Genomic DNA, 22,287 nt, shown 5'->3' with positions numbered 1-22,287 from the left:
ACCGTGGTGAAACGACACTCTGGCGCTCGCCCGGCCTCACCACTTCGTCGGGTCGGCCCCGAAGACGTCGCTGCCCGGAGGGAGGGCGTTGTAGAGCCGCATCGAGGCGCGGTCGCCGTACCACGACAGGACGGTGACCGAGGCGGGCGACAGCTCCATCCGGAAGACCGCGTCCAGCGGGGCGCCGACGGCGTGTGCGACCAGGGTCTTGATCGGCGTCACGTGGCTGACCACGACCACGGTGCGGCCGGCGTGGGCGGCCAGCAGCCGGTCGAGGCCGGCGAGCACCCGCGCCTCGACGGCGCGGAAGGACTCACCGCCTCCGGGGGCGACGTCGAGCGAGCCCAGCCACGCCTCGAGCTCGTCGGGGTGCTGCTCGCCGACCTCGGCGAAGGTCTTGCCGTCCCAGGTGCCGAACTCCATCTCGGCGAACCCCGGCTCCTCCACGACGTCGTGACCGAGCCGAGCGGCCAGGATCTCGGCCGACTCCAGGGTGCGGCGCACGGGGGACGCGACCACCGCGTCGACCCGCTCGGCGATCGGGGCGAGCCAGTCCGCGACTGCCCGCACCTGCGCCCGGCCGTCGTCGCTGAGCCCCGGGTTGGCGCTGGCGAGCCCTCCGGAGAAGCGCTTCTCCACGGTGTGCGGTGTGACGCCGTGCCGCACGAGGACCACGGTCGTCGGCGTACCGGGCGGACCCCACCCCCGGGTCGGGGCGGGCGCCGGCGCCGGCGCCGGTGACTCGACCTCCTCGACGAGGGACTCGTCGGCGACCACGGTCACGCCGTCGCGCTTGCCGTCCAGCGCCTCGTTGGCCAGCCGGTCGGCGTGCTTGTTGCGCTCGCGCGGCACCCACGTGTACGTCGTGCCGAACGGCGCCAGCCGGGTCGCCTCGGCCGCGAGCGGCCGCATGTCGGGGTGCTTGATCTTCCAGCGTCCCGACATCTGCTCGACCACGAGCTTGGAGTCCATCCGGACCTCGATGTCGGCCTCGGGCGCGTAGGCCTCGGCCAGCCGCAGCCCGGCGATCAGGCCGGAGTACTCGGCGACGTTGTTGGTCGCGACGCCGATCGTGCTGCCGTCCTCGGCGATCACCTCACCGGTGTCGGCGTCCTTGAGCACGGCGCCGTACGCCGCAGGGCCCGGGTTGCCGCGCGAGCCCCCGTCCGCCTCGATGAGGACCCGGCGGGTCACAGCCCGGACTCGGGGGTCCGCACCAGGATCCGCTGGCACTCCTCGCAGCGCACCACCTCGTCGGGGGCCAGCCCGCGGATCCGGTTGAGCTCGGCCTGGTCCAGGGTCAAGCGGCAGCCGCCGCACTCCCGGGCGCGCAGCTCGGCGGCGCCGACGCCACCCTTCTGCTCGCGCAGCCGGTCGTAGAGCGCCAGCAGGTCGGCCGGCAGACCCTCGACCACCGGGCCGCGACCGGCTGCCACCGTGCCGAGGTCCTCGTCGAGGGCCGCCAGCTTCTCGTCGCGCGTGGCGGTCAGGCCGGCCAGCTGCTCCTCGGCCTCGGCGACCATGCCCTGCAGCTTCGTCAGCTCGGCCTGCGCCTCCTCCAGGCGCTCCATGACCTCGATCTCGTCGTCCTCGAGGCTGGCGATGCGCCGCTCCAGCGACTCCAGCTCGTGCTGCATGCGCTCGAGGTCCTTGGGGTTGCTGATCAGGCCCTGGTCCATCCGGGTGCGGTCGCGGGTGCGCCGCGCCTTGACCGCCTCGACGTCGGCGTCGACCTTCTCCTGCTCCGCGACGAGGTCGTCCACGGCGATCTGCGCGTCGCGGACCAGGTTGCCCACGTCGACGCGCTTGGCCTCCAACGCGGAGATCTCGGCGAGCTCGGGCAGGGTGGCCCGCTGGTGGCGCAGCTGGTCGGCCCGGGCGTCGAGCCCCTGCAGGTCCAGGAGTCGGAGCTGGGCGTCGGGGTCGGCTTTCAGCGGGATCTCCTCAGGCAGTGAACGTCCACGGATCGGTGCGCAGCGTGCTGACGCGCGTCTCCACCGTATCGCCCCCCGGCAGGCGGCCGAGCGCCGCGCGGAGTCTCTCCTCCAGGACCGGCAGCCAGGTCCACTCGGCGGCCCAGTGCGCCACGTCGACCAGGGCCGGGGCGGCACGCTCGACGAACTCCGACGCCGGGTGGTGGCGCAGGTCGCTGGTCAGGTAGACGTCGGCATCGGTGCGCGCGACGGTGTCCAGCAGGAAGTCGCCTGCTCCCCCGCACACCGCCACCCGGCGTACGACGCGGTCGGGGTCGCCCGCCACCCGCACCCCCTGGGCGGTCGAGGGCAGCACCGCGGCGACGGCCGCCGCGAACCCCGCCAGGGTGGTCTCGGGCACCGTCCCGATGCGTCCGGTGCCGGTGACGGCCGTCTGCGGGTCGGCGAGCTCGACGAGGTCGAAGGCCGGCTCCTCGTAGGGGTGCGCCGCGAGGAGCGCCCGCACCACCGCGGCCCGGCGGGCCCGGGGCAGCACCACCTCGATCCGCTCCTCCTCGACCACCTCGAGGTCACCCACCCGGCCGACGGCCGGGTTCGCCCCGTCCAGCGGGCGGAACCGGCCCTGCCCGCCGGTGGAGAACGACGCCTGCTCGTAGTCGCCGATCCGGCCGGCGCCGGCGCCGGCGAGCGCGGCCCGCACCGCATCCGCGTCGGCGACCGGCACGTACGTCGTGAGCTTGTCCGTCGGCGCGGACGGGGCCGGCACGAGCGGCCGGGCGTCCGTCAGGCCGACCGCGGTCGCGAGCGCCTCGGAGACCCCGCCGACCGCCTGGTCGGCGTTCGTGTGGGCGGTCAGCAGCGCGCACCCGGACCCCGCGAGCGTCGCGAGGGTGCGGCCCTTCGGTGTGGTCGCGGGCACCCCGTGCACGGCCTTGAGGAACAGCGGGTGGTGGACGACCAGCAGGTCCGCACCCCAGGCTGCCGCCTCGTCCGCCACCACCTGCACGGGATCGACCGCCAGCAACACCTTGCGGACCGGCGCCCCCGGGTCGCCGAGGACCAGGCCGACGGCGTCCCAGGAGTCCGCGGTGGCCGGGGGGTACCAGCCGTGCAGCAGGTCGACGACGTCCTCGAGGGCGGGCATGGCGGTCAGGCTACTAATCTCGACGGCATGTCCGTCGTGAAGATCAACGCCATCTCGGTCCCGCCCCAGGCCCACGAGGAGCTCGAGAAGCGGTTCTCCCAGCGGGCGCACGCCGTCGACGGGGCCCCGGGGTTCCTCGGCTTCCAGCTGCTGCGCCCCGTGCGCGGCGACGACCGCTACTTCGTGGTGACCCACTGGGCCGACGAGGAGTCCTTCGCCGCCTGGCGCGACGGCGACGCCGTCGCCGCCCACGCCGGCGAGCGGGCCCGGCCGGTCTCCACCGGCGCCGACCTGCTCGAGTTCGAGGTCGTGCTGGACGTCAAGCCGGCCTGAGGCGCGCTCGGTTGGGCTGGACGGCTGGATGAATCCCCGGCTGACCGGGGATTCATCCGGGGTTGTCAGGCTCAACCTGTCGTTGTCGGGGGTTGCAACCCCTGACAACGACAGGTTGAGCCTGACCGGTCCGCCCGGGCCGAGGTCCCGGGACCGGTCGGGACCCTGCGGGACCTTCGACCCTTGGCGTCGCGTCACCGGCCTCGACTAAAGTGAGGCTTGCCTTGGTCCGGCGTCGGACGAGAAGGGGGGACGCGTGGACGGTGGAGCCCACCGGCTGGTCGAGCTGCCGGCCGGCAGCACCGCGACGGTCGTCGGCATCGCCGACACCGCGGAGCCGTACGTCGCCCGCCGGCTCGCCGACCTGGGGCTCACGCCCGGCACCGCGGTCACGGTGGTGCGCAAGGCGCCGCTGCGCGACCCCACGCTCTACCGCTTCGGTGGCACCTCGCTGTGCCTGCGCGCCGCGCAGGCCCAGCACGTCACCGTGCGCCTGGCCTGAACCGGGCGTGAGAGACAGCCGATGAGCTCGCACTGCGCCCCCGACGGCGGTGGACGTCCGCTGGCCGACGCCGGCCCCCGGCCGCCGGTCGTCGCCCTAGTCGGCGCGCCCAACGCGGGCAAGTCGACGATCTTCAACGCGCTGACCGGGCTGCGCGCCAAGACCGGCAACTACCCCGGGGTGACCGTGGGCCGGGCGGCGGGCACCTGCGCGCTCGCCGACGGCCGCACCGTCGAGGTCGAGGACCTCCCGGGCACCTACAGCCTGGAGCCGATCAGCCTCGACGAGCAGATCACGGTCGACCTGCTCAACGGCCGGCTCGAGGGCCTGGCCGCCCCGGAGGCGGTGGTCGTGGTGGCGGACGCCACCACGCTGACCTCGTCGCTGCGGCTGCTCTCCCGCGTGGTGGAGCTCGGCCTGCCCACGGTGCTCGCACTCTCGATGTACGACGAGCTCGTGGCCCGCGGCGGACATCTCGACGTCCCCCGCCTGGCCCGCGCGGTCGGCGTCCCCGTGGTCGTCGCCGACGGGAGGCGCCGCTCGGGGGCCGGCGACCTGGCCGAGCTGCTCACCTCGTGGGACTCCTGGCCCGCACCGGTGGTGGCCCCGCCGACCGACCCCGAGGAGTGCACCGCGTGGGCGCGCTCGGTGCTCGCCGCCGCGTCGTACCGCTCGGCCGGCGAGAGCGTGCTGACCACCCGGGTCGACCGGGTGCTGCTGCACCCGGTGGCCGGCGTGGTCGTGTTCTTCGCGGTCATGCTCGCCTTCTTCGAGACCATCTTCGCGCTGGCCGCTCCCCTGCAGGACGCGATCGCCGGCGCGATCTCCGCCCTGTCGTCGGCGTTCACCTCCGTCGCCGGCGACTCGGCGCTGGCGCGCCTGGTGTCCGACGGACTGCTCGGCGGCGTCGGCAGCGTGCTCGTCTTCGTCCCCCAGATCGCGCTGCTGTTCGTGCTGATCGCAGCGATGGAGCAGCTGGGCTACCTCTCCCGCGCCGCCTTCCTCATGGACCGGGTGATGGCCTCGGTCGGCCTGGAGGGCCGCGCGTTCGTCGCGCTGCTGTCGTCGTTCGCCTGCGCGATCCCGGGGATCATGGCGACCCGCACCATGCCGTCGGCCCGCGAGCGCCTCTCGACGATGCTGACGCTGCCGCTCGTCACCTGCTCCGCGCGCCTGCCGGTCTACGTGCTGCTGGTGTCGATGCTGGTCCCCGCCGACACCCGGTGGCTCGGCGTCGGCGGCCGCGGCCTGGTGATGTTCGGCCTGTACGTGCTCGGCGCCGTCTCGATGATGCTCGCCGCCCGCGTGTCGACCCTGCTCGGCCGCGGTCGGCACGCCGTCCTGCCGTTCACGCTCGAGATGCCGCCCTACCGGCTGCCCACGATGCGCTCGATGGCGTTCGCGGTGTGGATGCCGGTCAAGGGCTTCCTGCGCAAGGCGGGCACCATCATCCTCTTCGCGACCGTGGTGATGTGGGCGCTGCTCAACCTGCCCACCCACTCCGACGCCGAGCTGCGGGCCGCAGGTGTCGACCCGTCGGACAGCGCGGCGGTCACCACCTACACCATGCAGCACAGCGTGGCCGCGGACCTCGGCCGCGCCGTGGGGCCGGTCTTCGAGCCGCTCGGCTTCGACTGGAAGGTCAACGTCGCGGTGATCTCGTCGCTGGCCGCCCGCGAGACCTTCGTGGCCACCCTCGGCCAGATCACCGCCGCGGAGGACCCGACCGACCCGCAAGCCGCCCTGGAGGCGACGACCTACGAGAGCGGTCCCGACGAGGGCCAGCCGGTGTTCACGGCGCCGACGCTCGCCGCCTTGCTGGTGTTCTTCGTCTACGCACTGCAGTGCCTGTCCACCCTGGCGGTGCTGCGCCGCGAGACCGGCACCTGGCGTTGGCCGCTGTCCGTGTTCGGCATCTACTTCGCGATCGCCTGGAGCATGGCGCTGCTCGCCCACACCGTGGTGGGAGCGGTGACGTGACGGGCGTGGCGCTGCACGCCGAGCCGGGCGCCGACCCCGCCGAGGTCCGCTGGGTCGCCCCCGACACCCCTCTGCCGGCCGCCGGCGAGGCGGTCCGGGTGCCCGACGACCTCGGCTCGCTCCTGGCCGACGGCACCCTGACCGAGGTGCGGGTGCAGGCCGACGGCGTGCTCACCCGGGCCGCCGCACCCGTCGACTGGCGCCGGATCGGCCCGGTGGTCCGCCGGGCGGTGGCGGCTGCGCTGACGGTGCCGGCGCAGTGGGAGACCCGGGCCGCGGACCCGTCCGCCGCCGACCTCAGCCTGGCCTCGGTCGCCCGGGAGCTGCTCGCCGGGGAGGTCGGTGACTACGTGCGCTCGCACGGCGGCGCGATCGAGGTCGTCGGTGCGCGCGACGGCGTCGTCGCCGTACGCCTGCGTGGCGCCTGCCACGGTTGCCCGGCGTCCACCCTCACCCTGCGCCACCACCTCGAGCAGCGGCTGCGGGAGGTCTGCCCGGGCCTCGTCTCCGTCGTCGAGCGCTGACGGAGTCATCCGAACCGGCTGCCCGAGCGACCACCCCGCATGACGGCCCCCGCACGTCATCCGAACCGGCTGCCCGAGCGACCACCCCGCATGACGCGCCCCCGGACGTCATCCGAACCGGCTGCCCGAGCGACCACCCCGCATGACGGCCCCCGCACGTCATCCGAACCGGCTGCCCGAGCGACCACCCCGCATGACGCGCCCCCGGAGCCCGCGCCCGCGCCCGCACCCGCGCCCGCGGGGTCAGTGGACCTGGCGGTCGTAGCCCTCCCAGTAGGGCGCGCGCAGCTTGAACTTCTGCAGCTTGCCGGTCGCGGTGCGAGCGAGCGCGTCGCGGAACTCCACCGAGGTGGGCGCCTTGTAGCCGGCGGCCTTGTCCTTGCACCAGGCGATGAGCTCGGCCTCGGTGACGGAGTGGCCGGGGACGAGCACGACCAGGGCCTTGATCGTCTCGCCCCACTTCTCGCTGGGCACCCCGATGACCGCGACCTCGGCGACCGCCGGGTGGGAGAAGAGCACGTCCTCGACCTCGATCGAGGAGACGTTCTCGCCGCCGGTGATGATGACGTCCTTCTTGCGGTCGGAGATGGACAGGTAGCCGTCGTCGCCGATCACGCCGCCGTCACCGGTGTGGAACCAGCCGTCGGCCAGTGCCCTTGCCGACTCCTCGGGCTGCTCCCAGTAGCCCTCGAGGACCACGTTGGACCGCGCGAGCACCTCACCGGCGTTCGCCTCGTCCTCGGAGATCTTCAGCCGCACGCCCAGTGCCGGCGCGCCGGCCCGGGTCAGCCGCGTCGCCTTCTCCAGCGGGTCGAGGTGGTCCCACTCGGCCCGGCTGCGGTTGAAGGTCAGCAGCGGCGAGGTCTCGGTCAGGCCGTAGATCTGGATGAACTCCCAGCCGAGCTCCTCCTCGACGCGCGCGACGGTCTTGGTGGGGGGCGGGGCGCCGGCCATGATGATCCGCACCCGGTCGCGGCCCGGGACGGGGCCGTCCCAGCTCTGCGCTGCGTCGAGCACGGCCGCGGCCACGGCGGGGGCAGCGCACATCACGGTCACGCCGTGCTCCTCGACCCGGCGCAGGATCTCCGCACCGTCGATCTTGCGGATGACGACGTGCTTGGCACCCACCCCGGTCGCGAGGTAGGGCCAGCCCCACCCGTTCGCGTGGAACATCGGGAGGGTGTGCAGGTAGACGTCGCGGTCGCTGGTCTGCGCGTGCAACCCGAACGTCACCGCGTTGACCCAGATGTTGCGGTGGGTGATCTGCACGCCCTTGGGGCGAGCCGTGGTGCCGGAGGTGTAGTTGATGCAGGCCGTCGCGTTCTCGTCGGGCTCCCAGTGTCGCGGCTGCACGCCCGGACGGGCGTAGAGCTCGTCGTCGTCGCCGATGACGAACTTGAACTCGGCCTCGACATCGGCCAGCTCGTCCGCGAGCTCCGGGTCGACCAGCAGCACCCGCGCACCGGAGTGCTCCACGATGTAGCGCACCTCGTCGGGGCGCAGCCGGAAGTTGACCGGCACGAGCACCCGGCCCCAGCCGCTGACACCGAAGAACGACGTCAGCAGCCGCGCGCTGTTGTGGCTCACGATCGCGACCCGGTCACCCACCGCCAAGCCGAGCTCGTCGAGCTTCGCGGCCTGCCGGCGCGCCAGCTGACCCATCTGCGCGTAGGTCAGCTCCCCCTGGGACGGCGCGGGCTGGTCCGGCTCGTCGACGACGCCGATGCGGTCGCCGTACACCTGCACGGCGCGGTCGAGGAAGTCACGGACGCTGAACGGCACGAACATGCCGCCCACTGTAATGAGGGTCACGCTGCCTGGAGGTTGGTCGCGGTGATCCGACGGTCCCGACCCGACGAACGGTCGGTCGACGTCGCCGAGCGGTCGCGAGGTCGGCCCCGGTGGGCGGTGAACCGGTGGCCACCGTGCTCCGTTGGGACCGGTAGCGGGACTTCCGCGCCCGCCGATGAGAAGGCTCTCACCGGCGTCTCATGAGGACCGCACCGCGGGGAGGGACCGTCGGCACATGCGCACCGTCTGGAAGGTCCTGGCCACGCTCGCCGTCGTCGTGCCGCTCGGGTCGTACGCCGCGGGGTCGCTCGCCGCGTCCGCCTCCGACGACCCGGCGCCACGGCGCACGATCGTGCTCCGCGAGCCGCACCCGGCCGGGCACACCCCCTCCCCGTCGACCTCGCCGTCGACCTCGCCGTCGACCTCGCCGTCGACCTCACCGGCACCGACGTCGGGCCCGTCCGCCGGTCCGGAGGTCGAGCACCAGGTCGAGGTGGTCACGCCGGAGCCGCACGAGGTGGGAGACGACCACGGTGGTGACCGTGGGGGTGACCAGTCCTCCGGCCACGGCTCGGGCCACGGCTCGGGCCACGGCTCGCGCGATGGCTCGGGCGGCGACGACGGCGGGCACGGTGGCGGGCACGGTGGCGGGGAGGGCTAGCGTCTCGGTCCGCACCCGGATCACCGCGACCGTCGCCCTGCTGCTGCTCGCCGGCCTGGTCCTGGCCGGCGCCGTCGTGTGGTCCATCGAGTCCGCGCGGCTGGACCGGCAGCTGGCGTCCGACACCGCGCGCGAGTTCGCGCAGCTGCGCAAGCTGCAGCGCGGAGGCGTCGACCCGGCCACCGGCGAGCCGTTCCCGGACACCGGGTCGATGGTGCGGGTCTACCTGCAGCGCACGGTGCCCGACGACGACGAGCTGCTGGTGGGCTGGTGGGACGGGGCGGCGCGCGTCCAGTCACCGGCCTGGGACGAGATCAGCGCCAGCCCCGAGCTGGCCGCCGCCGTCGTACGACTGCTCCCGGTCAACGGGACCGACCGGGTCGGCTCGCCGGCAGGCGAGCTGGAGGTCAGCGTGCAGGGCGTCCAGCAGGGGCGGTCCGTCGGAGCGCTCGTCGTGGTCCGGTTCCTGGACCGAGCCCGGGCGGGCCTGCACGAGACGATGCGCACCTACGCGATCGTCGCGGCGCTGACGCTGCTCGTCGTCACCGCGGTCGCGGCCTGGGTCTCGGGGCGGCTGCTCTCGCCGCTGCGGACCCTGCGGCAGACCACCGACGAGATCTCGGCGACCGACCTGTCCCGCCGCCTGCCGGAGACCGGCAACGACGACATCACCGCCCTCACCCGCACCGTCAACGGGATGCTCGGCCGACTGGAGGGCGCGTTCGTCGGCCAGCGACAGTTCCTCGACGACGCGAGCCACGAGCTCCGCACCCCGCTGACGGTGCTGCGCGGGCACCTGGAGCTGCTCGACCCCGAGGACTCCGAGGAGGTCGCCGCCACCCGCGAGCTGCTCCTCGACGAGACGGACCGGATGGGGCGCCTGGTCGGCGACCTGGTGGTGCTGGCCAAGAGCGACCGCCCCGACTTCCTCCACCTGCGCGAGGTCGACCTCGAGGCCCTGACACGCGACGTGCTCGCCAAGGCTCGCGGCCTGGGCGACCGCACGTGGGAGCTCGACGCCGTCGCCGAGCACAAGATCCTGGCCGACGAGCAACGGCTCACCCAGGCGCTCCTGCAGCTCGCCGACAACGCGGTGAAGCACACCCGCCCGGGCGACCTGGTCGCGATCGGCTCGTCGTACGCCGGCGGCACGGTCCGGTTGTGGGTCCGCGACTCCGGCCCGGGCGTGCCGCCCGAGGACCGCGCCCGGATCTTCGAACGATTCGGCCGCAGCGCCGTACCTCCTGGTGACGAGGGCTTCGGTCTCGGCCTCTCGATCGTCGGCGCGATCGCCCGTGCCCACTCGGGCGGCGTGAGCGTCGAGGACGCCGAGCCGACCGGGGCCCGCTTCGTCATCTCGATCCCCGAGGAGGACACGTGGCCCGCATCCTGATCGTCGAGGACGAGGAGCGCATCGCCTCGTTCGTGGCCAAGGGTCTGCGTGCCGACGGCCACCTGACCACCACGGTCGCCGACGGCCGCCACGGCCTGGACCACGCGCTGAGCGGCGACCACGACCTGGTCGTGCTCGACATCGGGCTGCCGGGCATGGACGGCTTCGAGGTGCTCGACCAGCTGCGCTCGCAGGGCTCGCGGGTGCCGGTGATCGTGCTGACCGCGCGGGACTCGGTGGGTGACACGGTGACGGCGCTCGAGGGCGGTGCCGACGACTACGTGCCCAAGCCGTTCCGGTTCGCCGAGCTTCTCGCCCGGGTCCGGCTGCGGCTGCGGCAGCGATCCGACCCGGCCGGTCAGCGGCCGGACGTGCTGGTCCAGGGCGGCGTGCGCCTCGACCTGCGCACCCGCCGCGCCCAGGTGGGCGGCCGCGAGGTGGACCTGTCCGCGCGGGAGTTCGTGCTCTGCGAGTTCCTCATGCTCCACGCCGGCCAGGTCCTCTCCCGCGAGCAGCTGCTCGACCACGTCTGGGGCCTCGACTTCGACCCGGGGTCGAACGTCGTCGACGTCTACGTCGGCTACCTGCGCCGCAAGCTGGGCGCCGGCACCATCGCCACGGTGCGCGGCATGGGCTACCGGTTCGACCGCTGAGTGCCGAGTCGGCGCCACTGCCGCCGGCGGACTGCAGTAGCGCCGACTCGGCGAGGTCGGTCAGTCGTCGGCGCCGTGCCCGCCGCTGCCGTGGTCGTCGCCCGCGTCGTGACCGGCCGGGTCGTCGGCACCGTGGCCGTGGTGCCGCTCACCGTGGCCGTGGTGCTGGCCGTGGTGGCCGTGGTGGCCGTGCCGCTGGTGCCCGGCCGGGTCGTCGCCGCCGTGGCTGGCGAGCGCCGGTGCGCTCCACGCGACGAGCGCGGCCGTGACGAGGCCGCCGAGGGCGAGGGTGGTGGTCTTCAGGATGCTGGTCATCGAGGAGTCCTCTCGGAAGGGGTTGTCGTGACCACGAGGCTCCCCGACCGCGATGAGCCGGCCGTGAGGCCCGGATGAGGGCACTCTCACCAGTGCCTCGGACGCCTCAGGTTCATCACGGGATGCAGTCGAACCCTCACTTCCCACGGCATGCCCACCGTGGGAAGTGAAGGTTCACCTACATACCGTGGTGGACCTGCGACGGCCAGGGCTCAGCGGCGCCAGGCCCGCCGCTTGCGGGCGGGGGCGTCGGCGACCGGGGACTGGGTCTGCTCCCAGACCCGGCGCCACGCGGCGACCGAGGGCCCCGAGGGATCGGGCACGGCACCGGCGGCGACCCGGCGCCGGGCCTCCCACCAGGTCGTCCGGTCCTCGTCGAGCAGGGCGGCCACCCCGTCCTTCACCCGCGCGGCGAAGTCCCGGACCGACTCGTCGGCGCCGGCCGTCAGCGGCTCGCCGAACCGGATGGTCAGCTGGCGCCGGCCCGGCGCCGGCCAGCCCGCTCCTCGCGGCATCGCGGCGAAGGTGCCGCGGTGCGCCACCGGCACGATCGGGACGTCGTGCTCCTTGGCCAGGAACGCCGCCCCCATCCGGAACTTGCCGACCCACCCGTCGGTCGACCGGGTGCCCTCGGGGTAGATCACCAGGCTCCAGCCGTCGGCCAGCACCTCCCCGGGCGTGGCCGCCAGCGAGCCGCCGCGCCGGTCGATCGGGAAGGTGTTGAACAGCAGCACCGAGCCGACGGCCCGCCACCAGGTGTCGAAGAAGTAGTCGGCCGCGGCCGCCACCGCCGTACGCCGGCGCCACTCGTCGGGCAGCGACAGCAGGATCAGCGGCGTGTCGAGGTGCGAGGCGTGGTTGGCGACGAAGATGACCGGCCCGTCGACCCGCGCGAGCACGTCCAGCCCCTCGACCCGGGTCCGCACCTGCGACCGGAACAGCGGCTCCAGCCCGACCTTCTGCGCCACCTCCCGCGCGGCGACCGCGGGCCGCCGCCGCGACCAGTCGGTGCGGAAGACGGTGGACCGCGCCGGAGGCACCCACGCCTCGGCCGACCGCGGCACCTGCGCGCGCCGGCCCCACCGCCACCCGCGCGCGACCACGCGGACGTCGTCGACCGACTCCTTGAGGAACGAGCTCATCGCACGTCCGCGAGCAGGTGGGGCGGGTTGTGCAGGTAGGTGATCGACGGCGAGGTGCCGACGGTGCCCGAGACCATCTCCAGCGCGTCGGCCAGGGTCGACGCCGCGCGGAAGCCGAGCCGGGCGGCGACGCGCCGGTTGCCACCGACCCAGACCACCTCGTCGACGTGGTCCATGGCGTGCGCAGCCCAGTACCACATGTAGAACGGGTGGACCCCGTGGTAGGCGTGCGAGGTGCGGTAGAGGTGGATGTACCAGGGGTCCTGCGCGAACTGCTGCTCGTACTTCTCCCCCACCACCGCCGGATCCGTCGACTCGGCGAGGACCTCCTCGTAGAAGTCGACGTACGACGGGTGGTGCAGCTGGTTGAACCCCTCGTCGAGCGGGTGGTAGAGGATCACCGCCCCGCCCTTGCGGACGACCGGCTGGCCTCGGTAGGAGTTGAAGTAGTACCCGAGTCCCATGCAGGTGGCGAGGACCGGGTTCATCGAGCTGTTGACGTTGTAGGGCCCGAGGTAGGGCACGCCCATGACGAGCACGTCGGACTGGCCCTGCACCTCGACGAGGTGCTGCTGGTGCACCTTCTGCAGGGTCCGCTCGTGGACGGCCTCGACCTCGCCGGCGTTGATGCCGGTCAGCCCGTAGGCGGACCGCATGTCGTGGAACATCTTGTGCCGCGCCCGTTGCGGTGCGAGCCCCAGCCCGCGCCGGACCGCGAGCATCGACGCCTGGTCGCGCACCGACCACTCCCACTCCCGCTTCTGCAGGAAGTCGAAGGCCTTCGGGAACACGTTGTTGTCCAGCGTCGTCTCGATCTGGAAGACCTTGACGTGGTCCTTGATCAACCGACCCATCCGCCACGCGGAGTGGTGCATCGCGGAGTGCTTGTGGTCCATGAAGGAGCGCGAGTGGACCATCGTCTTGGCGTTGTGGTGGTGGCGCAGCGACTTGTACGACGCCAGGCCGATGCCCACCGACTTGTGACCGCCGTCCATCGCCACGAGGTTGACGTTGACGTAGACGAGCAGGTCGGACTCCGCCGCCCGCTTGCTGATCTCGACGTCCTCGCCCTTCTCCGTGGTGCCGAGGTGCGCGAGCGCGTCGCGGTCCTCGGCGTCGAAGTTGTAGAGGTCGCCCTGCGGGTAGAACGAGCGGAACACCCGCTCCCCCACGATGTGCCGCAGCTCCGCCGCGGTCATCCGACGATGCAGGGCATTGGCGGCGATCAGCTGCACGTCGTCGACGCCGGCGTCCGCGGCCAGGCTCAGCACGTGCTCGATGATCCGGCCCCGGATGTCCGGCGGACGCATCGTCGGCAGCGGCAGCGACAGGTCGTCGAAGGCGATGGTCAGCCGCATGCCGGGTCGCAGCAGCGCCGGCAGCGGCTCGGAGTCGACCGGGTTCAGCAGCGCGTCACGGATCGCCGCGTCGACGTCGGGCACCGTCGGGATGGACTCCGGCGGGTAGACGACCCGCGTGCCGAGGGGGAACCCGTCCTCCAGCCGGAAGCCCAGCCCCTCGTGCACGACGAGCGGCGGGGTGCGGTCGTCCACCTCGAGGACGAATCCGGGCCTACTCATGGTCTGATCGCTCCTGACATCTGACTGGGTCTCGACGCGCGGTCGCGACCTCGTTCCTCGGTCGCGCTTGCTCGACCTCCCCGGGCCCACGCACGTCGTTGGTACCTCACGACGTGCTGCCCGGTGAGAACGCGACCTTGACCGTGCCGAGCCGGCCGGCCGAGTGGGCATGGTCGAGGGCCTCGCGCCACCGGTGGAGCGGATAGGCGGCCACCCCCTTGGCGAGCTGCTGGACGGCGTCGCCGGCGACCAGCCCGACGGCCGTCTCGAAGGCCCCGTCGCCGTGCGCCGAGGCGTAGGTGCCGACGACCTCGAGCTCGCGGAACCAGGCGGCGGACAGGTCCGCGGGCGCGGGCATGCCCGACAGCAGCACCCGGCCACCGGCCCGGGTGGCGTGCAGCGCGGTCTCGAGCGACTGCTTGCTGCCCACCGCGTCGATCGCGACGTCGACCCCGCCGAGGAGGTACGGCGAGGACAGCTCCGGCTCGAGCTGGAAGGCGCCCGTCGCGCGGCGGACCCGGCGCAGCACCTCACCGGGCGCCACGACCTCGGTCGCGCCGAGCTCGCGGGCCAGCTCGCGCTGGTGGGGGTGCTTGGCGACCACGACGATCTCGCCGGCGTCGGTGAGCTCGCGCAGCGCCAGGGTCGCGAACAGGCCGACGGACCCCGCACCGCTGACGAGCACGCGGTCACCGCTGCGGACGCCCGCGCGCAGCGCCGTGTGCACCGCGCACGCGACCGGCTCCACCAAGATCGCCTGCTCGTCGGAGAACCCCTCCGGCACCGGATGCAGCTGGCTGCGGTGGGCCGTCAGCTGCTGGCCCCACCCGCCGCCGGTGTCGTGGCAGAAGCCGGTCTGCAGGCCCGGCGAGAGGTGACCGACGGTGATCCGCTCGCACCGGTTGGTGGCCCCGGTCGCGCAGGACGGGCACGGCTCGACGCCGCGAGCGGCGCAGCCGAGGACCGGGTCGACGACGACCCGGGTCCCGCGCGGCAGGTCCTCACAGTCCTCCAGCAGCTCGGCCACCACCTCGTGGCCGGGCACGAACGGCATGGACACCAGGGCCGAGAAGTAGAGGCTGGTGCGCCCCGACAGGGCGCCGAGGTCGGACCCGCAGATGCCCGACAGACGGGTGCGCAGCCGCGCCCAGCCGGGACGCTCGACGCGAGGCTCGGCGATCGTCACCAGGCGCAGCGGCGCGGCGAAGCCGGACAGCAGGCCGGGCATCCGGCCCCCGACGGCCCGGCCCGCCACGGCGCGCGGGACCGATCGGAACATCTCCAGCGCGAGCATCATGGGCGGCCTGCCGGGTTGAGCCTCCGGGTGGAGGCCGGGGGGCTGGCCCAGTCGACGATCGTCCAGCGGTGCCGGCGGGCGTGCCGGAAGAGCGGGACGTCCGGCCGGACCGCGACCGGCCGCCCGACGGCCTCGAGCAGCGGCAGGTCCGAGTGGGAGTCGGCGTAGCCGTAGGACGTCGCCAGATCGATCCCGTGCTCGGCGGCATAGCCGCGCATCCAGGCCGCGCGCGACTCCCCCACCAGCGGCGAGGATGCCAGGAACCCGGTGCAGATCCCGTCGGCGTCGACCGCGAGCCGGGCCGCCTCGACGTGGTCGAACAGCGGCGCGAGCGGCCGGGTCAGCGGGGCGATCGCGCCTGTGATCAGCACGGTGCGATGGCCGGCGGACCGGTGCTCGCGGATCCGCCGCACCGCGTCGGGCGAGAGCCGGGCCAGCACGTGGGAGGTGAGCTGCTCGTCCGCGATCGCCTCCAGGTCCGACAGCCGCGCGCCGGCGTACTCCCGGTAGACCGCCCGCAGGAAGGAGCTGCGCTCGCGCCGCTCGGCGCGCACCAGGTGGGGCAGTCGCGCCACCATCCGGCCCAGCTCACCCATCCGCTCGGCGCCGCCCTGCTCGCGCAGCCGCAGCCACAGGTAGGTCTCGATGACGTTGGAGGACAGCAGCGTGCCGTCCATGTCGAAGAACGCCGCGACACCGTCCCCGGTGGTCGAGCTGTCCCCGGTGGTCGGGCTTGTCGAGACCCCCGCACCCGACAGCGGCCGCAACCCCGGAGCGGCCGCCGCACGACGCTTCCTCCGCAGCTCGTCCATCCGCCGCACCGGCGCGGTGACGGCCGGGCAGTGCACCTCGCCGAGGTAGTGCTCCCAGTCGATGACCGAGGTGTCGAACGCGAACCGCTCACGGTCCGCGGGCGTCAGCGACTCGAAGAGCGCCACCGTGTGGGCGTCGGCGAAGTGCAGCTCCGCGACGGCGTACTCGTGGTAGATGTCGAGGTAGCGACGCAGGAACTCCAGCCGCCGGCCCTGCTGGTCGAGCTTGCGCGCCAGGTCCCGCGCCCGGTCACTGCGGGGCGCCCGACCCACCACGTAGTCGGCCACCCGGTGCGCCCGCTCGCTGGTCACCAGCAGCCGCTCGACGGACTGGGCGCCGGCGAACCGCCAGTCCGGCAGCCGCGCCGCCCCGCGCTCCCCGCCGACGAACGGGTGCTCGTCGAAGTAGCGGCGGATCGTGTCGTAGAGCCGCCGGAACGTCACCGGGTTGCGCCCACCGGACGAGACGTGGAAGTACGCCGGCTCGCCGGGCTCGGGCGGGTCGGCCAGGACCGCCACGATCGCGGCGACGACGTGGTCGACCGGCACGATGTCGATGACGGTGTCGGCCGAGGCCGGGAAGTCGGGCAGCTCGCCGCGCCCGTAGGCGAGGATCAGCGGCTCGGCCATCTTGAAGCCCTCGATCCACCCCGGGTAGGGCTTCTCGAGTGCGGACTCGATGATGCTGGGCCGCACGATCGACACGCGGTGCGGCTCGGCGGCGTACGCCTCGACGACCCGCTCCCCGAGCGCCTTGGTGAACGTGTAGCAGTCGGTCCAGCCGAGGCTGCGGGCCCGCTCGGTGCCGACCCGCACCAGCTCCTTCTTGACCCACTCCTTGCGCGCCGCCTCGGTCGCGGCGGCCGCGGTGAGCAGACCCGCGCGGCTGTGCGCCTTCTCCGCCTTGCGGCGCTCGGTCTCCAGCAGGTACGCCGTGCGCGACCGGTGCTCGATCGAGCTGCGCTGGGCGAGCCCCCAGGCGAGCTCGGCCTCCAGGTCGACGTCGTGGTCGACCGGCCCCTCGGGGATGACCCCGCGGCGGCGGCCCGCGACGTAGGCCGTCGAGATGTGCACGTAGTGCGGGTCGCGGCCGGTCTCGCGGATCCGGTCGAGCAGGTCGCGCGCACCGACGACGTTGGTGCGGAAGCCCTCGTCGACCGGCGGGTCGAAGGAGACGTCGCCGGCACAGTGCACGACGGCGTCCAGGTCGGCCGGCAGCGGCGGCACGTCGGTGAGGTCGCCGGAGAGGACCTGCACCCGCGCGGCCGCCTCCTGCACCTCGGCGAAGATCGGCTTGCGCAGCAGCGCGTCGGTGCGGGCCTGCGCGGTGGTGGATCCCTTGGGCCGCACCAGGACGGTGACCCGCACGCCCGGGACCTCGGTCAGCAGCAGCTGGAGCAGTGCCTCCCCGACGAAGCCGGTGACACCCGTGAGCAGCACGTGCTGCCCGTCGAGCCGTTCAGCGACGGTCTCCTGCATCCAGCGTCCTCCTCACCCGGTTGAGGCACATGCGGCGATTCTGCACCCCGGCGCAACCCAGCCCGACCGGCGTCCGTCAGGAGCGCCGCTCCTCGACCCGGTTCTTGACGAAGATCAGCGGCAGGATGAACACGCCCAGCAGCGAGACCACCCAGACGATCAGCGTCGCCTCGAGCCAGGTCGCGGCCCCCTGGATGGAGAGGCCGCTGGAGATCGCCGCGGTGATGATCAGCGCGATGAACGTGGCGACCAGCGCGACGCCTCCGCGCAGCGCCGAGGCCTTGCTCACCGCGAGCTGGGTCAGGAACGGCTGCATGAGCGCGTAGACGACCGTGAAGATGACGACGGCGATCACGAAGGCGGCGCCCGTGATCGTCATCTTGTCGAGGATCGCAGCGGCCACGATCAGCCCGAGGGCGTTCGCGGCGAGCTGGATCACCAGGCTGATGAGCATCCGGATCATGGGCGAACGCTAGCGGGTCCGGGCCCTAGAGGTGCTTCATCGCCTCACGGCGGGACAGACCGGAGAGCCGCTCACCGAGCCGCTCGACCTCTGCACGCACCCACGCGGGGTCGGTGCGGGCGCGGTCGCGCAGTGCCCAACCGATCGCCTTGCGCAGCCAGAACGACGGGTCGTCGACGTTCGCCTCGACCACGTCGCGCAACAGCTCGGGGTCGGTCCCGGCCCCGCGGCCGACCTGGGCCAGCACCGCCGTCCGCCGCACCCAGAGGTCCTCGTCGCGCGCCCAGGCCCGCACCACCGGGGTCAGCTCGTCGCGGTCACCGGCGAGCGCGTCGCCGACCAGGTGCGTGGCGACCTCGTCGACGAGGTCCCACCAGGCGCCGGTCTCGACCAGGTGACGCAACAGCGGCATGGCCGCGGCATCGACGAACGCACGCGCCCGGCGGTGCCGGGCGACCGCGAGGGCGGCGTACCGCTCCTCGCGGAACGCCGCCTCGTCCCACAGGGCCCGCACGGTCGCCTCCCAGCGCGCCCGGTCGCCAGGCTCCCAGTCGCGCAGCAGCGGCCGCAGCGCCGCCTTCAGCTCCGGAGAGGAGAGGCCCCGGAACGGCATCGCGGACTTCATGTAGCGCTGCTGCGCCACTGCCCGCTCCGGGTCGGCTCGCTCGGCCAGCGCCGTCCGGACGGCGGCGACGAGCTCGAAGTCGGCAGCGCTCACGGCGTCAGCCTAGGGAGCGCCTCGGGGTCCGGCGCGTCGTCCGCCCACGTCGGCTCACCGACCGCGAGTGGGGCGCCGACGCGGCGCAAGCCGGCTCCTCCGCTTCGCTCCCCCGCCAGTTCCGCCGAGTCAGCTCGCCTCGCCCACCGTCGTCGGCTCACCGACCGCGGGTGGGGCGCCGACGCGGCGCAAGCCGGCTCCTCCGCTTCGCTCCCCCGCCAGTTCCGCCGAGTCGGCGCATGCCCACTGCCTCGCGCCCTCCTCGCTGCGCTCGGTGGACGCTCGTCAGTGGGCGCAGAGGGGATCGAACCCCCGACCACCTCCTTGTAAGGGAGGTGCTCTACCGCTGAGCTATACGCCCGTCGCCCGGAGCCGGGGCTTCGAGCGGGCCACAGACTACGCACGATCGACTGCCGACACGACTCCGCCCGACCGCCGCAGCGGCGCCGGCTCAGGACTGACAGGTGTCCTTGTTCGGACCGCTACCCGGGAAGGACGGGTAGACGTTCTTGTCCTGCCGGCTGGCGTCGGCCCGTCTCGCGAAGAACCCGGGGAACGGCCCCCCGGAAATGAAGTCGGACCGCAGGCGTCTCGGGTCACCTGCGGTCCAACAACCCCAAGATTACGGTGGTCCGCCAAGCGCTGTCGCGGGTTCGCCCGAAACGTCCGCGAAATCCGCCAGTCCGGTCTAGTCCAGGGGGCAGCGGGTGGCCGACGGAGTGCGGCCAGCGGGGGTCAGAGGGCGCCGGTGAGCTGCCGCAGGTGCTCGTCGAGGTCCCGGCCGTCCGGCATCGCGTTGTGGACGGCCCAGCGCACCAGACCCTCCTTGTCCACGACGTACGACGACCGCCGCGGGCAGCCGCGCTCCTCGTCGAAGACGTCGTAGGCGCGGGCGACCTCCCCATGCGGCCAGTAGTCCGAGAGCAGCGGGAAGTTCAGGCCGTCCTGGTCGGCGAACGCCCGCAGCGAGTACATCGGGTCGCAGGAGATCCCGAGCACCTCGGTGTCGAACGTCAGGAACTCGTCGAGCCGGTCGCGGATGCCCGCCATCTCACCGGTGCAGACCCCGGAGAACGCGAACGGGAAGAACACGATCGCCACCGCCTTGGCGCCCCGGAACGACGACAACGACACGTCCTGCCCGAACTGGTCGCGCAGCGTGAAGTCGGGGGCCGGGCCACCCAGCTCGAGTCCGGTCATGACCGAATCCTGTCACCCACCGCCGACGGCCCCGCGCCCGGGCCGGCCCGCAGCCCGGGGCGGTCCGGGTCAGTCGGTGTCGAGGTCCCGCTTGAGCACCTTTCCGGTGGCGTTGCGGGGCAGCTCGTCGAGGAAGACGATGTCGCGGGGCACCTTGTAGCGGGCCAGGTTCTCCTTCACCCAGCCCTTGAGGTCCTCCTCGGAGACCGAGCCGTCGGTGACGACGAAGGCCCGCAGCCGCTTGCCGAAGTCGGGGTCGTCGACGCCGACCGCAGCGACCTCGATGACGGCGTCGTGGCGCATCAGGCAGTCCTCGACCTCCTTGGGGAAGACGTTCTCCCCTCCGGAGACGATCATCTCGTCGTCCCGCCCCTCGACGTGCAGGCGACCGTTCTCGTCGAACCGTCCGACGTCGCCGGTGGACATCAGCCCGTCGACGATCTCCTTGTGGCCGCCCCCGGTGTAGCCCTCGAAGAGCAGCCCGTTTCCGACGAAGATCCGGCCGGTCCTCCCGGTCTCCACCTCCCGGCCCTGCTCGTCGAGGATCTTCACGATCGTCGCGTACGGCGGCTTGCCCGCCGCGGCCGGCGCCGCCCGCAGGTCCTCGGGCGTCGCGATGGACGCGTAGGCGACCTCGGTCGAGCCGTAGATGTTGTAGAGGTGGTCCCCGAAGTGGTCCATCCAGTCCAGGGCGAGGTCGCCCGGCAGGGCCGAGCCCGACGACGCCACCACCTTGACCCGGGACAGGTCGTAGCGGTGCAGCGTCTCCTCGGGCAGCGCCATGATCCGCTGCAGCATCACCGGGATGACCACGAGGGAGTCGCAGCCCTCGTCCTGCGCGACCTCCAGGCACCCCTCGGGGTCGAACCTGCGGCGCAGCACGACGGTCGAGCCCAGGAGCATCGACAGCGCCAGGTGGGCGAACCCCCAGGTGTGGAAGAGGGGGGCGGCCACGTGGGTGCGCCAGCCGTACCTCAGCGGCATCCGCGACAGGAGCGACACGGCAGCGTCGATGCCGGCCTCGCTGCGCGGCGCGCCCTTGGGGGTGCCGGTCGTGCCGGAGGTGAGGATGACGATCCGGCCGTGCCGCCTGGTCGGCTCCAGGTCGGCGTCGGAGTGATCGGCGATCAGCTTCTCCAGGGTCGGCCCGGAGGCGTCCGCGTCGATCCACGCCAGCACCGAGGTGCCGGCGTCGGCCTTCTCCAGCAGGTGGGTGAACTCCTCGTCGTGGACGACGACCGCGGGCTGCTCGCGCTCGAGCACGTCGACCAGCTGCGGCCCGGCGAACGCGGTGTTGAGGTAGAGGATGTCGGCGCCCAGCTTGGCCGCCGCGATGCTCGCGTCGACGAACCCGCGGTGGTTGCGGCACATCAGCGCCACGCCGCTCCCCTCGGTCACCCCGAGCTCGGCGAAGCCGCGCGCCAGGGCGTTGGACCGGCGGTGCATCTCGTCGAAGGTCAGCGACCCCAGCTCGTCGACGATCGCCGTACGCCGGGGGTCCAGCAGCGCCGCGGCGGTGAACCCGCCGGCGGGGCCGGTCCCCCAGCCGCGCAGCGCGCGGGCCGCCTTCGCCAGCGCCAGCGGGCGGTGGGGGCGGATGACGCCCGCCTCCCCGAGGACCTTGAGGGTGGTGCCGGTCGCCGAGGCGCCGGCGAGGGCCTTCTGGAGGACGTCTGGGAGCACGCGCTGCCTTTCGTGGTGGGTTCGTCAGCGGGTCGGTCCGGGTCCAACGACCACCGGCGCCCGGGGTCCCGGCCCGACCTCTCCGTCCGGGTCTACCCGCGCGACTTGGGCGCGACGAGCCGGGTCGCCGCCCAGTCCCTGCTCACCGCGGCGGTCGTGGTCTGCGCGAGGCCCGCGATCGGCGCCGCCTCGGCGATGTCCGTCGGGTCGACGGCGCTCGGACGCCCGACCTTCGGGGTGAGCAGCCAGATCGCCCCGCCACCGACGAGGTCGGTCAGGGCGTCCACCAGGCTGTCGACCAGGTCCCCGTCCTCGGCCCGGAACCACAGCACCACCGTGTCGACCACGTTGCCGTAGTCGCCGTCGACCATGTCCGCGTCGATGGCGTCCTCGATCGCGATGCGGAGCTCGTCGTCGCTGTCGGCGTCCCAGCCGAGCTCCTGGACGACCATCCCGGTCCGGAGACCCAGCCGGTCGGCCGGTCCCGCAGCGGTCCCGTCTGTCTGGGTGGGTCCGCCACCCGGCGTCGCGCTCACGTTCGCCTCCCCTGTCTTCCTCAAGGCTCGCACCCGCAGGTGCCACCGGGGTCCCCCGGAGTGGGGAGTAGTCCACCGGAGTTGGGGCAGGGGCGCAACCCACCCGACGTGGACGCACGTCCCGTGGGACTACCCGCGGGTAAATTT

The 22,287-nt window shown here is 73.2% G+C and carries 21 protein-coding genes and 1 tRNA gene; 7 read left to right on the top strand and 15 right to left on the bottom strand.

Annotated features, from left to right (window positions below; translation table 11 throughout):
- Positions 1–36: 36 nt before the first annotated feature.
- The 3 genes from ACILRH_RS16200 to ACILRH_RS16190 all read right to left on the bottom strand — a co-directional run bounded on the left by ACILRH_RS16200 (position 37) and on the right by ACILRH_RS16190 (position 3,078).
- Positions 37–1,194: a bifunctional RNase H/acid phosphatase gene (locus tag ACILRH_RS16200; protein WP_395694985.1), complete on the bottom strand. Its 1,158-nt coding sequence runs from the start codon at positions 1,192–1,194 to the stop codon at positions 37–39.
- Positions 1,191–1,817, bottom strand: coding sequence for a zinc ribbon domain-containing protein (locus ACILRH_RS16195; protein ID WP_395694983.1), 627 nt, complete (start codon positions 1,815–1,817; stop codon positions 1,191–1,193). Before ACILRH_RS16195 ends, ACILRH_RS16200 begins: the two co-directional genes overlap by 4 nt.
- 127 nt (positions 1,818–1,944) lie before the next feature.
- Positions 1,945–3,078 carry a Nif3-like dinuclear metal center hexameric protein gene (locus ACILRH_RS16190; protein ID WP_395694981.1) on the bottom strand — a complete coding sequence of 378 codons (1,134 nt, stop codon included), beginning with the start codon at positions 3,076–3,078 and terminating at the stop codon, positions 1,945–1,947.
- 27 nt (positions 3,079–3,105) lie between these two features.
- Here ACILRH_RS16190 and ACILRH_RS16185 point away from each other — a divergent pair, with 27 nt between their 5' ends.
- From ACILRH_RS16185 to ACILRH_RS16170, 4 genes are all read left to right on the top strand, one after another.
- The gene (locus ACILRH_RS16185; RefSeq protein ID WP_395694979.1) at positions 3,106–3,411 is read left to right on the top strand and encodes an antibiotic biosynthesis monooxygenase family protein; all 306 of its coding nucleotides are present in this window, start codon (positions 3,106–3,108) and stop codon (positions 3,409–3,411) included.
- A 256-nt stretch (positions 3,412–3,667) separates the two neighbouring features.
- A complete protein-coding gene (locus ACILRH_RS16180; RefSeq protein WP_395694977.1) occupies positions 3,668–3,913 on the top strand; it encodes a ferrous iron transport protein A in 246 nt (81 codons plus the stop codon).
- Between the two features lie 21 nt (positions 3,914–3,934).
- Positions 3,935–5,893, top strand: a complete 1,959-nt coding sequence (locus ACILRH_RS16175; protein ID WP_395694976.1) for a ferrous iron transporter B — start codon at positions 3,935–3,937, stop codon at positions 5,891–5,893.
- Positions 5,890–6,417, top strand: coding sequence for a NifU family protein (locus ACILRH_RS16170; RefSeq protein ID WP_395694974.1), 528 nt, complete (start codon positions 5,890–5,892; stop codon positions 6,415–6,417). The genes ACILRH_RS16175 and ACILRH_RS16170 overlap by 4 nt, the downstream gene beginning before the upstream one ends.
- Before the next feature lie 243 nt (positions 6,418–6,660).
- Here ACILRH_RS16170 and ACILRH_RS16165 read toward each other — a convergent pair whose 3' ends face one another.
- Positions 6,661–8,205 carry an AMP-binding protein gene (locus ACILRH_RS16165; RefSeq protein WP_395694972.1) on the bottom strand — a complete coding sequence of 515 codons (1,545 nt, stop codon included), beginning with the start codon at positions 8,203–8,205 and terminating at the stop codon, positions 6,661–6,663.
- A gap of 238 nt (positions 8,206–8,443) precedes the next feature.
- On the opposite strand from ACILRH_RS16165, the gene ACILRH_RS16160 reads away from it, so the two are divergent.
- Genes ACILRH_RS16160 through ACILRH_RS16150 form a run of 3 tightly spaced genes read left to right on the top strand, consistent with a single transcriptional unit; the run spans position 8,444 to position 10,915 of the window.
- Positions 8,444–8,869, top strand: coding sequence for a hypothetical protein (locus ACILRH_RS16160; RefSeq protein ID WP_395694971.1), 426 nt, complete (start codon positions 8,444–8,446; stop codon positions 8,867–8,869).
- Complete coding sequence (locus ACILRH_RS16155) at positions 8,853–10,262, top strand: sensor histidine kinase (RefSeq protein WP_395694969.1); 1,410 nt, start codon at positions 8,853–8,855, stop codon at positions 10,260–10,262. The genes ACILRH_RS16160 and ACILRH_RS16155 overlap by 17 nt, the downstream gene beginning before the upstream one ends.
- Positions 10,247–10,915, top strand: coding sequence for a response regulator transcription factor (locus tag ACILRH_RS16150; RefSeq protein ID WP_395694968.1), 669 nt, complete (start codon positions 10,247–10,249; stop codon positions 10,913–10,915). The genes ACILRH_RS16155 and ACILRH_RS16150 overlap by 16 nt, the downstream gene beginning before the upstream one ends.
- A gap of 60 nt (positions 10,916–10,975) precedes the next feature.
- On the opposite strand, the gene ACILRH_RS16145 is transcribed toward ACILRH_RS16150, so the two are convergent.
- From ACILRH_RS16145 to ACILRH_RS16095, 11 genes are all read right to left on the bottom strand, one after another.
- On the bottom strand, positions 10,976–11,230 hold the full coding sequence (locus ACILRH_RS16145) for a hypothetical protein (protein WP_395694966.1): 255 nt from the start codon (positions 11,228–11,230) through the stop codon (positions 10,976–10,978).
- Between the two features lie 212 nt (positions 11,231–11,442).
- The gene (locus ACILRH_RS16140; protein ID WP_395694964.1) at positions 11,443–12,372 is read right to left on the bottom strand and encodes a lysophospholipid acyltransferase family protein; all 930 of its coding nucleotides are present in this window, start codon (positions 12,370–12,372) and stop codon (positions 11,443–11,445) included.
- Complete coding sequence (locus ACILRH_RS16135; protein WP_395694962.1) at positions 12,369–13,952, bottom strand: lactate racemase domain-containing protein; 1,584 nt, start codon at positions 13,950–13,952, stop codon at positions 12,369–12,371. Before ACILRH_RS16135 ends, ACILRH_RS16140 begins: the two co-directional genes overlap by 4 nt.
- A gap of 106 nt (positions 13,953–14,058) precedes the next feature.
- A complete protein-coding gene (locus tag ACILRH_RS16130; protein ID WP_395694960.1) occupies positions 14,059–15,249 on the bottom strand; it encodes a zinc-binding dehydrogenase in 1,191 nt (396 codons plus the stop codon).
- A complete protein-coding gene (locus ACILRH_RS16125) occupies positions 15,246–17,540 on the bottom strand; it encodes an HAD-IB family hydrolase (protein WP_395694958.1) in 2,295 nt (764 codons plus the stop codon). The genes ACILRH_RS16130 and ACILRH_RS16125 overlap by 4 nt, the downstream gene beginning before the upstream one ends.
- 76 nt (positions 17,541–17,616) lie before the next feature.
- Entirely contained in the window at positions 17,617–18,003 is a 387-nt protein-coding gene (locus ACILRH_RS16120) for a hypothetical protein (RefSeq protein ID WP_395694956.1), read from the bottom strand.
- Positions 18,004–18,028: 25 nt separating this feature from the next.
- Entirely contained in the window at positions 18,029–18,721 is a 693-nt protein-coding gene (locus ACILRH_RS16115) for a DNA alkylation repair protein (protein ID WP_395694954.1), read from the bottom strand.
- 289 nt (positions 18,722–19,010) lie between these two features.
- A tRNA-Val gene (locus ACILRH_RS16110) sits at positions 19,011–19,082 on the bottom strand.
- Between the two features lie 374 nt (positions 19,083–19,456).
- The gene (locus ACILRH_RS16105; protein ID WP_395694952.1) at positions 19,457–19,921 is read right to left on the bottom strand and encodes a peroxiredoxin; all 465 of its coding nucleotides are present in this window, start codon (positions 19,919–19,921) and stop codon (positions 19,457–19,459) included.
- A 69-nt stretch (positions 19,922–19,990) separates the two neighbouring features.
- Positions 19,991–21,604, bottom strand: coding sequence for an AMP-binding protein (locus ACILRH_RS16100; RefSeq protein ID WP_395694951.1), 1,614 nt, complete (start codon positions 21,602–21,604; stop codon positions 19,991–19,993).
- A gap of 92 nt (positions 21,605–21,696) precedes the next feature.
- Positions 21,697–22,140: a DUF3052 domain-containing protein gene (locus tag ACILRH_RS16095; protein ID WP_395694949.1), complete on the bottom strand. Its 444-nt coding sequence runs from the start codon at positions 22,138–22,140 to the stop codon at positions 21,697–21,699.
- Positions 22,141–22,287: the final 147 nt, after the last annotated feature.

This window comes from Nocardioides sp. (assembly GCF_044226765.1).
Taxonomy (GTDB): domain Bacteria; phylum Actinomycetota; class Actinomycetes; order Propionibacteriales; family Nocardioidaceae; genus Nocardioides.
Note: the sequence above shows the minus strand (reverse complement) of the source record. Positions and strands in the feature narration are given on the sequence as shown.

Coding starts and splice junctions, on each gene's coding strand:
- ACILRH_RS16105 (WP_395694952.1), bottom strand. CDS start 19,921: ATGACCGGACTCGAGCTGGGTGGCCCGGCCCCCGACTTCACGCTGCGC.
- ACILRH_RS16165 (WP_395694972.1), bottom strand. CDS start 8,205: ATGTTCGTGCCGTTCAGCGTCCGTGACTTCCTCGACCGCGCCGTGCAG.
- ACILRH_RS16185 (WP_395694979.1), top strand. CDS start 3,106: ATGTCCGTCGTGAAGATCAACGCCATCTCGGTCCCGCCCCAGGCCCAC.
- ACILRH_RS16140 (WP_395694964.1), bottom strand. CDS start 12,372: ATGAGCTCGTTCCTCAAGGAGTCGGTCGACGACGTCCGCGTGGTCGCG.
- ACILRH_RS16135 (WP_395694962.1), bottom strand. CDS start 13,952: ATGAGTAGGCCCGGATTCGTCCTCGAGGTGGACGACCGCACCCCGCCG.
- ACILRH_RS16120 (WP_395694956.1), bottom strand. CDS start 18,003: ATGATCCGGATGCTCATCAGCCTGGTGATCCAGCTCGCCGCGAACGCC.
- ACILRH_RS16175 (WP_395694976.1), top strand. CDS start 3,935: ATGAGCTCGCACTGCGCCCCCGACGGCGGTGGACGTCCGCTGGCCGAC.
- ACILRH_RS16145 (WP_395694966.1), bottom strand. CDS start 11,230: ATGACCAGCATCCTGAAGACCACCACCCTCGCCCTCGGCGGCCTCGTC.
- ACILRH_RS16130 (WP_395694960.1), bottom strand. CDS start 15,249: ATGATGCTCGCGCTGGAGATGTTCCGATCGGTCCCGCGCGCCGTGGCG.
- ACILRH_RS16125 (WP_395694958.1), bottom strand. CDS start 17,540: ATGCAGGAGACCGTCGCTGAACGGCTCGACGGGCAGCACGTGCTGCTC.
- ACILRH_RS16160 (WP_395694971.1), top strand. CDS start 8,444: ATGCGCACCGTCTGGAAGGTCCTGGCCACGCTCGCCGTCGTCGTGCCG.
- ACILRH_RS16190 (WP_395694981.1), bottom strand. CDS start 3,078: ATGCCCGCCCTCGAGGACGTCGTCGACCTGCTGCACGGCTGGTACCCC.